Here is a 10,065-nt window from a genome sequence, read left to right on the forward strand (position 1 = left end):
GATTTACATGGTTTTCAAAAGGGTTTTGATACTTGCTCTTTTCACCGGCGTGATCAGAGTATTTTAAATGCTTAAAAATTGCACCATGTAGTGTAGTTCGGAACTGGGATAATGACCTGCTTATCCGTTTTATAAAAAAAGTATGTCGTTTAATTAAGCGTGATCAGTCGCTGATAATCACCCATGACCTAACGTCGTTAAAGGTTGTGGTGTCGTCAAGTTCTGCATCATCCTCTGATTTTCCGACGTGATAAACGACGGGCTCTCGCTACTGTAATTGCCTGACAGGGCACTGAGGTCCTGAACCAGTCGCTGGTAGTGCTGGTAAAGTTCCGTATTATTCAGGCTTGTTCCTACTGGCCGCTCACTTTCTGATCCAGTGTTGTTTTTCTCACCTCCGGCCAGGCTGCACAGGTAATTCACCAGCCGTTGCCCTCTGCGAATGATTTTGTTCAGAAAGGTCACGGCTTCATTCTCTCTCCCGTCACTGCCGTCCATGGCTGACGTACTGTCATTCCTGGTGATTACAGCCATGGGGTTCAGGCTGACTTGTCCGCCTTTAAAGTGCAGGCTGGCCAGCACCTCCGGTTTCACCAGCGCCAGTGTCTGGTTGTTGCGGGTATTGATGATCCTGAAGGTTTGGCTCTCCAATGGCAGGGAAGCGCTGCTGCGGGTAAAGTTGCTGCTGCGGGTGAGATTGCTCTGCGCCTGCGGGTTACACTGGCTGAACGCCACCTGTTCCGGGGTCAGGTCGGTAAAGAACAGTGCGGTGCTGTTATCACCCGACAAACGTCGTAAATCCGCCTTAGACCCGGACGACAGTAGAACATAATGCTTGCCACGGCTGTCGATTGTGCGGGCTGGCCTGCACGCCCGCAGGTCATAGACGTCATTGCCAACACCGCCGACCAGCGGGCGGGTCCAGTCGAGAATGGCCTGCCAAAGGCTGCTGTTGCCGGGCGTATCCAGCCTCCGGTTGTCACACTGGTCGCCCCGGTTTGCCAGCACTTCTGGCCGTGCTGCGATGTTGCCTGAGATTCCCAGCAGCAGCAGGTCATGACCGCCCCATCCACGGAGTGACCACTGTCGGGCGTCGGCGCCAAGGTACAGAATATTACTGCGGCTATTGCCCCAGAGTCTCGCTGTCCTGTTACCGACGGCGGACGAGCTGATCACGGAGGGCAGAAACGGCCATGACTGGTAACCGCTGTCGGGTTTCGGCCCGCTCACCTGAACACTGCCCGGCTCCCAGCCCCACTGTCCTGTGCCAGTAATAAACACCTGACGTCTGACGTATGTGGCGTTCAGGGGTTCCAGTGTCAGTTTAATCCCGTCCATCGCCTGGTAGGTGACGATTTTTACCGGTTGGTCCTGCTGGATGTACAGAGGGTTGCTGGCTGTGGCGTTGATGAATCGGAGGCGTTCCTTCCTGACGAGGCTGCTCACCGTGAGTGGCAGGACGACCCCCTGACCTGAGTCCGTCACCCGTGCTGCCAGGTCGGATAATGATAGCTCAAGGTCATTGAACACCAGCGTTGTGGGTTGCAGGAACTGGTCGTGCTGTCTGGCCCAGACCTGCTGAATCTCGATCTCGGCATCGCCGGTGGTAAACCGGTTGGACAGCACCAGGTTCTGACCCCGGCGCCAGGCAAGGAAGAGGAAGGCCGATACATTCAGTTCAATGCGGGTTAGTGCCCTGTCGTGCTTGGTGATGCTTTCTTCAGCCAGGCCGGGATGGATGAGGATTCGGGCAAAAAATGACAAGTCTGTCTCATCCAGTTTAATCACGTCGGACCCACCCTGGCCCTCCACCATGATCCCGAACCGCTGTCGGGTACCGTTCCGGACAAAGGCCACCTGATGCTCTTGCTCTTGGTAGTAAGTGTCCAGCCGCAACGTTTCCAGTTTGATCTTGTCGGCTCCGGGGGTTCCTGACAGCAGCAGACCCTCGGCCATCACGGCGACCCTGCCAAAGGTGCCCAGTGATTGGTAACCCTTTTGGGTGACCCGGTACAGCGTCTGGTTGTTCTGGTTATAAACGACCGCGCTCGTTGACTTAGGGGACGAGAACTTCCGGGTGCTGCCAATCACTTGCTGAACACCGTGTTCCTTGCCAGGCAAACCGAACAACAGTCTCTGTTTACGGGGACTCTGGCCCCGGTAATCCATCCAGGCTACCTGGGTGGGGGAATAATCAGGGCGCAGCGTGAGGGCGATCAGTCCGATGTCAGCCCGCTGTCGTACGTCCGCTGGCAGAGAGCCCACGGTCTGGTTAAAATCCTGCCGGGTCCAGTAGACCAGCCTGCCGGTGGTGTTCCTGGGTCCCATCAGGCTGAGGTCCAGCGCCACCAGGGCCAGACGCTCACGGTTGGCCAGGTATTGAGCCTTCGGTGTCTTGATGCGCCATGCCCGGGCACCGAATTTCCACTGGTAGCTGCCCCTCAAGTCGGTGCGCTTAGGCAGGGTGTAACGGCAGGGAGGGGAGATCTGGTCATCGAACTCACTGGGCATCCCGGTCAGCGAAGCGGCGGCGGCCTCACCACAAAAGGGATGGCCTTTGGCGCCCTGATCAGGCTGTCGGAAAAACTCGAAAGCCTCCTCTTTGCGAGTGTCCGACAGCGCGAGCAGTTGGCCGTCGTCGTTCACCATGACTTCAAACTGGTCACGGGTGTTGGCTGCCAGCAGGGTGTCGCTGTCCGGGTAGTACCAGACGTCCAGTTGCCTGATCGCGCTGAACAGGGGGTGGTCGATGATTGCGGTGATGGGTCTCAGCGGCACCAGCCCCACCTTGGCCGAGAACCCCTCCCGGGCCCCATTCAGCCGGTCTCGCAGCAGACTCTTGAGCTCACGGATGAAAAAACGGGCACTGGTGGTGGTCCAGGTTGTACCGGGGTGTTCTATGGTCAGTTTGGCGAAGATCAGGTTGACTACCTTGCCCAGGTCCAGGCTGTCTATCACCACGCCAGATTGGGGGGTGAACTGGTGCACACTCAGGGTATCGTTCGACTTGGCGACGATCTGCCCGGTAGCTTCGACCTGCCAGTTCTTAAAAGGTCCTGACTCCACCGACAGGTTTTCGCTGACCACCCGGGTGTTGTCCCAGGCCTTGTCCGGTATCCACAGCCGGTAGTGACCGTTGGTATCGGCCAGAAGGCTGCCGGAGTGCGCCTGCACATGCCTGAAGACGCCGCCCCTGGCCATCTTTGCCTCTACTTTTGCCTTTTCCAGCGCTTGCTTCTCGCCTGCCGGGCGGATCAAATGGAAACCGGAGCTCAGCCGCTGGACATTCTTGGGGTTTTTTACGTCGGCGGTCAGGTAATACAGGTCTCCGGAGTGCTTGCTGAACAAAATGTAGTAAACTTTCTTGCCCCAAACCACCTTGTGGACCGGCAGGTGCTCTTCACTCAGTACTCTGCGGACACGCTCATCAATCGTCCGTAAGTGGCTTCCGTCGTTTTTATTATTCGGCACGTCGCCATCCAACAGGCTGCTCAGGAAGGCAAAATGGGTTCGGGTGGCATCGTCATAAAAACCGGCTCTAAGTATACGACGTTTGTTGTAGCTATCGACGACCCGCATGGAAATCAGTCCATGGTCAGATGCCGTTGTGCCGGATGCCGCTGCAGGTGGTACAGGAGGTTCGCTGAGCTGGCCATCCAGAGTTTCTGCCGCAATCAACTGGTGATTCAGCTGACCGGACGGGCTGGCCGTCAACAGGTAATAATAGGGGGCATCAAATACCAGCAATTGTGACTCATCTTTGTTCGGCACTATCTTAGAGACGTGGCGGCCAAACAAGCTGGCATTCAACTCATCAAAGTGCCTGATTTCCCGGGTCAGTACCTCCTTATTCTGGAATAACACCTTGCCGTTGGCGGAGTCAAAAAAATAGTAGCCGGTAGCCGGGTTCCCCTGGACCGGTTGCACCTTGGCAGCAATGAGCCGGATTTCCTGATGGTTAAGGGTATCGTACCAGATCTGGATCCGGTCTAACTTATGCCAGTCCGCTCTGGCCAGTCCCAGTTTGCCGGGGAAGCAGCGGTAAGGTTTCTTGAGATACTCATTAACCTGTCGGTCACAGTCCCGCTGGTGCTGTAACCAGGCCGGGTTCTGCCGATTATTGCTCCTGGGTAGTGGGTCAAGGGCACCGTTCATCGCCCACCGGTTCGGTATTTTGGGTGACCACCCGGATGTGGTTGTGGTCCACCGGTTCGGCGCTCCGGCCATACAGTGTTGACGGAGCTGAAATGAGGCGTCGCAGTCTTTCAGCTCCAGCGGCAGGAAACGCCTGGCCGCAGTGTAACGGCTCATGATTCTGTTCAGTTTCGATGCTCTTGACGGCCTGTCATTCAGTGTACCGGTGTCGTATAAGTGATGAATCACTTTGTCGTCCGGCAGCCACTCAAACTGTGCGTTGGGATCCTGTACCACAACTTTATACGAGGGGATGGGTTCGTGAGAGGGGGACGGCGCCGGATCAGGAAACCGGAAAAGGGTCTCACCCAGCCTGATGTCCCAGGTTGGGTTCCTGATCTGGCTCAGCGAGGAGCTACAGTTTTGTATCTGGTCATCCCGCTCGGTAATGCAGGCGTAGGGGCGCTTGCCGTCGTAGTTCAACACCCAGGTAGAGGCCGTCTGCCCCCGGGGGTGAATGCGGATAACATGGTCACCGTTGGACACCAGGACGTAGGTGTTGTCGGACCCTTTAGGACTGTACAGGTCATAATCCAGCAGCCAGGAGAATTCGTCTGAGACCCAGCGAAAGACGACGATGTGATCGTTTTTATCGAGATTCAGGCTGCTGGTTGATTGAAGGTACTCCTGGCCGCTTATATGAGTGAACGTCTTGCCAAGGTATTTATATGTGTAAGTCACTTTTTCTTTACACTTCTTAAAAAAGATGCTCACACACCGAGTGACTTTGGTGTCTTTCACCTTTTTCTGGTAAATCCGTTTCAGCTTATCATCGCTGACGGCATCGAGCAGCTGCGCACCGGGTGAACTGCCGTCCGGCGCACTCCCTTGAAAGTCCTGATCAATGTCAGTGTATTCGAGTGTGAGCTTCAACTCGGGTACGGCAGGCATTAAAATGATCTTTTTATCGCTCATCTGTCCCAGGTTGTGAAACACCCCGTTTGAGCATTGGTACGGGATTAAACGCGATTCCTTCCGGCACAATGTCTTCAGAGCATCGTTGATCAGGTTAAAGGGGGCCGGGGAGCGGTCGAGCCGGTTGGTATAGGTAGGGCATTCCAGGGTGTTGTGTGCTACATCGACCTTTTCCTTGCATTTCTTCCAATTCCAGTCGCCATTATCTTTGGCCACGAAGGTTATCCCGTGCGTATAGACGCCTCCGTAGGTCAGAGTCTTGTCCGCCAGGTTGATGGACTCGATGTTCAGGGGCAGGAGGTTTTTGCCGTCCTCGCTCACCAAAGCATTGAGGGTCTGGTTGTTGGCCAGAAAACTTTTGGGATCCAGTTGGGCGTGAATCGGGTTAAAGATGTGGGCCGCCTTGCCCGAGGCGTCCCGTAACTTTTTATAGGCCAGCTTGGCGAACTTTTCTTTATAATCCTCGGCAAAAATAGCCCTGACGTAGTGCATGAGACCGTCAACCGTAAACCCGAGCGGCCCGAGAAAGTCTGAAAAAATTGAGATACCCATGTCCACCGACTCAAAGATCACCATGGATTTCTTGAGTTCCTTGACTTCCGGGTCCTCTTCGTTCTCATAGTCAATCACGGTCAGGGTGAGACTGGTTATCGGCACACTGGAACCCACTAAAGGCAAAAAACGAGCGGCTTTTTTACCCAGCCTGCCGACTTTTTTCAGCCCACTGACCGGCTTTTTCAGCTCGGTACCGGGTAGCTTTGGCGCTGTCCGGTGGGTAGAAAATGGCTGCTTGAAGTTCGGGGTGAACAGTTTGAGTCCCTGTCGCCCGAGATCGATCATCTCAATCCCCTGCAAGGTGACCGCTGCATAAAAAACCACCTGACGCCCGGTATAAATCTGTCGTTCAGTGTCCGTCATATTCTGAGGCGGGGAGTTTTTGTAATGAAATCCTGCGGGGGCAATCCCGGTGACCAGGTCGAAAAGACCTATAACAGACCTGAGTTTATCCCAGCTGCCGGTGGCTCCTTTTTTTCCTTTGAGCCGCGATGGTGATGGACGACCCTTGCCCTGGAGAAAGCCCCGGAAGCGGTCAAAAGCTCCGGACGTAAACTGTATGTTCTTACGGGCCAGGGTATCGGGTTCTAAAAAGTCGATGCGCCAGCCACGGCCATCCCGACGAAGGGTATCGAGTTGGGGGATCATACTGTCGGGGAGAGAGTGCCGGGCTTTAATGTCCCCCAGGGCGGTGTCAAACTCCTGCAGCCGCTGCCTGAATTCGGCTCGTTCAGAGGCCAAACCTGAGAGTTTGTCTTTAGTCCGGGGCTGCTCCGGAACCGAAAGCTGGCTGGATGGCAAATACCGAATAAGGGCTTTTGAATCCGATGGCCGGGGTGACATCAGCACCGCCTTTTCGCCAGAAAAAAGCCGGTACTGCGGTTCTCCGGTGGCCGGGGAGCGCAGCACAAGGGTTTCGATCGCCGGGCGATCCTTCGGCATCTGGCGCTGGATATCCTTCACCAGTCGTTTGAAAACCTCGGGGCTGCGACTTCTGGGCTCGATAATCAGTTCGCCCACCAGGGGTTTGCCGTTGGTGGGTGAAAGGGCCACAAAGGTTTTCAGGGCGTTCAGGGCGGTGATTCCGCTTGACTGTTTGCTGCTGGCAAGATCGCTGACGGTCAGGCTGGCGATGTGGATGTCCGGGGTAAAGTAGGACAGTGTCGTCAAAGCATCGGCGATCAGTCTGGCTGGCCGACCGACAACGGTGACGCGGTTGCCGTCTCCCCCGGCGATGGCCGACTGAACCCGGCCATCGGGTGTGAGCAGCGCATAACTGCCGGAGGGGGTGGTTTTCAGCAACAGGGGTTGGCCACTCAAGGTCCCGTCTTTTATCTGCTGTTGAGCACGGGTAAACGAGTCTTCGTTCAGGGCAATGACCGAGTGCATGCCCCGGGTGTTAGCTAATGCGTCCCTGGCTTCGAGGCGACGATACCGGGTGAAAAAATTCTGCAGCCAGCGCACACCTTCGTTGGTGGGTTTGATCAGGGCAATATCGGTTTTTTTACCTTTGTTGTCTTTTTTGCCATCAAGATTGAGTTGGGTTTTGGGGCCGGAAAGTAACCGGAGCGCATACGCCAACTCTTTGCGTCGAGCGTCGCAGCTGCCGGCATTGGCTGATCTTCGGCGCCGGTTACAAGAGGCTGGTAGCTGGTTTGCGGGAAGCTCAATGTTGGGGAATTCATTTTTGTAGATTGCCCTAACTGTGGCAGCACCCTCTTCAGTGAGGGCATTGAAAGTGAAGCTATCGAATGAATAGGTCTCTGCCTTTCTTTTGAAGGTTTCGAAGGCCTTGACCTTCTCTTCTTCACCCTGATATTGGTTCATTTCCTGCCGAAGCTGGGTGATGTAGTTGAACTCGGGGAAACGCCTTTCATAGCGGTCAAGCCATTCGGTGTAGGAGGAAGATTCCTTCGCCATGTCGATTGTGTCTTCCAAACGACGCGTTTCTCTCCGATCCGGATGGAAGAAAGCAACTCTTCCAGGGGTTGAGTCTTTGTTTAATCCGAAAAAAATCGCATCTTTGAACTCAGATGCAAATAAGTATTTTTCAGCATCTCTTCTATAATCGACCTCATTGTGGACTGTGGAAGTGGGTACCCTGTTTTCCGGTCTGGCAGAGGCAGAGGCAGAGGCAGAGGCAGAGGCAGAGGCAGAGGCAGAACCATCCTGCTGCCTGTCACCGGCATACATTTTTTCGACCAGGGCTTTGGCTGACTCCTTTCCGAGTCTGGGGTCGCCCGAATCCTGCGAATCCTCAACGACTATGGATTCGAACAACTGATCTGCAAACATGGATTCGCGAGTGTCAAGGCCGGTTGTGGGATTAAACTCATTATCAGGGTCAAGCGAGCTCAACCCGAACTTGGCTATATACGTAACGGTGTCGTCTTTATTCCGGGTAAAAACAATACGGTTGAGTTCAGAATCGGGCGCATCTCTCGAGGTTGACGGCCTGTCAGGATCACCACCGGTAGTTTGCTGTGGAACGACTGCGGATAAGTATCCCCGAACTGCAACAGCTGAATTTGCATAGATACCTTTTTTAGCCAGCCCCCTCAGGACTTCAGGTATAACATAATCTCTCTGACCAGCATCCAAGAAACCCTCAACACCTGGAATGTCTTGTGCGGAGTTATCAAAAGAGAATGCTATGTTTTGTACGGTGGTATCCTTGGGGATCACTTCAATTAAAGCTGACAATAGCTTTTTCACTAAGAATTGGGAGTTGATGTGATTAACGGCACTCGACTCGGTACTAGAGAAATCAAGACTTCCAGTGATAAAAACTTTAGTGTCTACGCCAATATTTTTGAATGATTTTCCTGCCATCACTCTAAGTTCTTGCTTTTGCACTGCATCAGATTCAACAAATTCGTACAAAACAGCGCCGCCATCTTGAGTGCGTAACTTATTATAAAGTTCGTAAGACTTTCTCAAAGATTCTTCCCTGTTCTCTGGAATCTTAAAAACATTAATCATTATTAACTTTTTGTATGGTCGCTTGCGCTCAAATTCTGGCAGGTCAAAATCATTGTCATAAGAATTCATGTAATAGAAGGGATTGTACTCTAAGAAATTTTGATCATAATTAACTGTGGTCCTTACTCCGGATTGGCTATTTTTTAATCTTTCAAAAGCGTCATAACCTATTTTAGCGAGAATCCTGTGTTCAAAATCCCCATTATGATATGAAAGCTCTGTTAACATCATTGCAACTTTATCGATGTCATCGCTAGAGATATAGAATGCTTTCAAAGACTCCTGTAACTTTGGTATACGCTCTTGCTTGCTTATTTCATTTTTTTTAAGGTTTTCTAAAACCCTGTGGAAATATATGGTTTCTTCCATTATTTTTCCGATCAAGCGGTTATTTGGGGCAGCTTCGAACATTATTGGCTTGATTGAATCACTAAGGTATGAAGCTGTAGGCCGGCCTCTAGCCATAGTTTTACCGAAAAATACTTTATGAAAGGTAGCTTTCGATAGTGCACGATCACTTAGTTTTTTAAATAGTTTGTCAATACTGGTTTCTTTTACGACTCTTTGAATTCGATCGGAGTCTACTTTTGGCAGTTGTCGGTGTACCTTAAAATAAGGTCCAGGATCAGGAATAATTCCACTTTCAAACATTTTTATCAGAATAGCACGCACCTTAACTCTTTCTATCTCCTCCGTGTAAATAATCTTACCGCTGGTTCTCGGTATAAGATTTTTCGAAACACCCCCTTTTTTAAAGGTCTCATCGTCCAGTGATGGTAACAGTCCTTGATCAATATATACCCCTCCATCAGAGAATTGATGAGAAAACCCTATAGCTCTTTCGGCTATCACAGTTTTTTTAAGGCTTAAGGTGTACTTGATATATTCACTGTGTGTTTTTTCAAATTCAAACTCTAATTCGTTAACAGAAACCGTGCCAATTTCATTTCGGATTTGATTTAACAGATCGTTGGTTTTATTCCATTGGGTGGTAAACGACATCTTTACACTGTCTGAAAAATGGGATTTCATTATATCCAATCTTTCTACATCATCGTTTTTCCCCATAAAAGTATCGATTTTTTGCCAGATGCTATGCCTCAACCGCGCAATATCAATGGGATAATCTGTTTCAATAATTTGTTGTATTCTCTCAGAAAACAGCAACGAATATAGAATTCTTTTGTATCTCAAAGCTTTGGGAGACCATACATGGATTGTATGGTCCGGGTTCAAGCTGGCCCATATTTTTAGCCAAATAGACTCCCAACCTTCGACAGGACCGACAATAGCAACATGAACATCCTTGGGTACAGCTGGCATGATAACACCTCATGGATTGATCTAGATGGCTTTCAGAAGGGTTGTGATATCAGAAGGGTTGTGATACTTGTCTTTTCACCGGCGTGGTCGGAGGAC

General features: G+C 51.8%; 1 protein-coding gene. It reads right to left on the reverse strand.

From position 1 onward, the window contains the following. Positions 1 to 177: 177 nt before the first annotated feature. Positions 178 to 9,969 (reverse strand): hypothetical protein, encoded by a 9,792-nt coding sequence (locus ACOJUN_RS17890; RefSeq protein WP_422133269.1) that lies wholly within the window; start codon positions 9,967 to 9,969, stop codon positions 178 to 180. Between the last annotated feature and the right edge of the window lie 96 nt (positions 9,970 to 10,065).

Origin of the sequence: Endozoicomonas sp. ALD040 (assembly GCF_049275945.1) — a bacterium.
Taxonomy (GTDB): Bacteria; Pseudomonadota; Gammaproteobacteria; order Pseudomonadales; family Endozoicomonadaceae; genus Endozoicomonas_A.

Bases quoted from the DNA above. Each gene is read 5' to 3' on its own strand.
- ACOJUN_RS17890 (WP_422133269.1), bottom strand. From the start codon at position 9,969: ATGCCAGCTGTACCCAAGGATGTTCATGTTGCTATTGTCGGTCCTGTC.